Genomic DNA, 2,550 nt, shown 5'->3' on the forward strand with positions numbered 1-2,550 from the left:
ACTAATGGATTAACTCATGATTTTCCTAATAGCACGTTTTCTAATCAGGTAATTTCTGTTGAATTATTAGAAGCAGATGAAAAGTTAGCTAAACAAATGCTTTGTGAAGTTGGTGATTTAATCTATTTTTGTAAACGCGTTCGCATCATTGATGATAAAAAATTTGCTTTAGAATTAAGCTATTATAGTAAAAAGATCGTTCCTTATTTAGGTAGAGAAATTGCCCAGCAGTCAATTTATAGTTATTTACAAAACGATTTGAAATTAAAATTTGGTTTTGCCGATAAACACATTAGTGCAATTAAATTATCAAAAGAAGAAGCCGAGCTATTAGATTTACAAGAAAATGATCCTGGATTAGTAATTGCCGATACTGTTTATTTAGATAATGGATTATTATTCAATGTATCAAAAGTTATTTATAATTATAAATATGCTAATTTCTATGCTGTAGCAATGCGTTAGATGTCATAATTTGACATCTTTTTTTATTTTCTTCTATGAAACCCTTTACATTTTAACTTAATGGTGTTAATATACATTTGTACCAATAAATTAAATAAATAACAACAAGAGAAAGGGGAAAGAAATGAAAAAGCTATTAAAAGCATTAATTGCAACATTTATATCATTAACCGCAGTTGTACCCGTACTTGCAGTTGATGATCAAGTATTATTGGAAGATGGTGTTGAAGTCACGATGTCATCTTCAGAAATGGATCCAGCTGCTAATAGTTTAAGTACAGGAGAAACAGGCACAGCTAGAAGCTGGGAAGGGATTCTTGATGTAACAAGTAAGAATAAAAACACGGTTCAAGAGTCTATAGATCTTGTTACTAATACTAATGAAAATATTACTATTGAGATTAATGATGAATTGGAGTATCAAGATTTTGAAGGAATTGGTTCGTCTATAGATGCTTCTACTGTTTATTCGCTTTCAAAAATGTCTAGTGAAAAGCAAAAGGAAATTATTAAATTATTAATTGACCCAGTAAATGGATTAGGATTAACTAGATTTAGACTATCAATTGGATCTTCAGATTTTCAACCTGCAAGTGAAGAATACTATACTTATTATGATGTAAGAGATACAGAAAATTATCTAAATAAACCAGAAACGCTTGATTGGTATAACGAAACTGGAAATGGATTTAGTATTCAAAAAGATATTGATTTGGGAATAATTAAAACTATAAATTTAGTACAAGAGACAGCTAAAGAACTAGGTATAGAAGATGATATTAGCTTTTACAGTTGTTCTTGGTCTTTACCAGGTTGGATGAAAGTTCCAGTAGAAATGGTAAATCCAGATGCAATGAAAGTCATGTGTAGTTCATACACAGAAAACGAGTCAATTTCACATGGATATGGAATTATTAATGGATATTTTAAATATGGTGAAGTAGGTGGCGTTGATTATGGAGAAGAATATATTGAATACGCAGCTACATATTTTGTTAGATATTTAGAAGAATATGCAAAACAAGGTATTACTATTGATTTGTTATCTTTGCAAAATGAAATGAAGTATGGAGAAAGTAGTTGGATAGCAGGTGGTAATATCACAGAAGAAGCATTTGTGAAAATTGCTAAAAGAGTAAAAGAATTAGCTAATGAAAGTAATGTATTAAATGATGAACAAAAATCATTTGAAATTTATGGATTAGAAATTAATGAACTTGGTAATAGTTATACCGATTCACAAGTTAAGGAATTTGTAGATTTACAACAAGGAGCAGTTGATGGAATAGGAATACATGATTATGATTCTATGTCTGCTTCAAAAATGGCTGATGGCTATAAAACACTATACAATACATTAAATGGTAGTGCGAAAATTGCGGTAACTGAACGTTCATTATGGGGAACTTATGGAATGAATCGTGTTGCTCAGTATTTTAGAAGTGGTTGTGTGAGCTATAATGCTTGGGTAACTATGTTAGATAGTAATGGTGAATCAAGTAAATTTGGAGGGAATGTAAGTTTTAAAGTTTATTTACCTGATTATAATAGTTATTATGATTATGATTATGGATATATGAAACCAGATCCAACATTATTGATTCAAGATGCAAGCAATAATAATAACTATGTAGTGTCACCTGAAGCTTACATGATGGGACAATTTGCAAAATATATTCGTCCTGGATATGTTCGAGTTGATTCAACTGATTCGGTAGGAACAGAAGACTTTGGTATCTCTAACGTTGTTTTCAAAGATCCCGATACTGGTAAATTAGTTATGGTAGTAGTTAATAACTCTAATGAAGATCAGACATTTACTGCTGCCTGTAATAATTATCAATTTAGTGCCACAGTTCCAGCATGTAATGTTGCAACTTATCAATGGAATCCAAATGATATTGATGTAAGTGCACCAAACATTTCTGGAAATGATGCGACAATTTATGTCGGTGATACAACTGATTTAAAAACAATCTTAAACTTAAAAGTTACTGATGATAAAGACGGTGAAATTAGTGAATATACAATTAATGATAATGGTTATAACTGTCAAAAAGCTGGTAAATATGTAATTGAAGTAAG

The 2,550-nt window shown here is 30.3% G+C and carries 2 protein-coding genes; both read left to right on the plus strand.

Annotated features, from left to right (window positions below):
- Window positions 1-465: UTRA domain-containing protein (locus tag J7M77_RS16315; protein WP_296880472.1), on the plus strand; the 465-nt coding region annotated here is incomplete at its 5' end.
- Between the two features lie 124 nt (window positions 466-589).
- The coding region (locus J7M77_RS16320) for a glycoside hydrolase family 30 beta sandwich domain-containing protein (RefSeq protein ID WP_296880474.1) at window positions 590-2,550 on the plus strand (1,961 nt) is incomplete at its 3' end.

It is taken from the genome of Thomasclavelia sp., assembly GCF_017889095.1.
Lineage (GTDB): Bacteria > Bacillota_I > Bacilli_A > Erysipelotrichales > Coprobacillaceae > Thomasclavelia.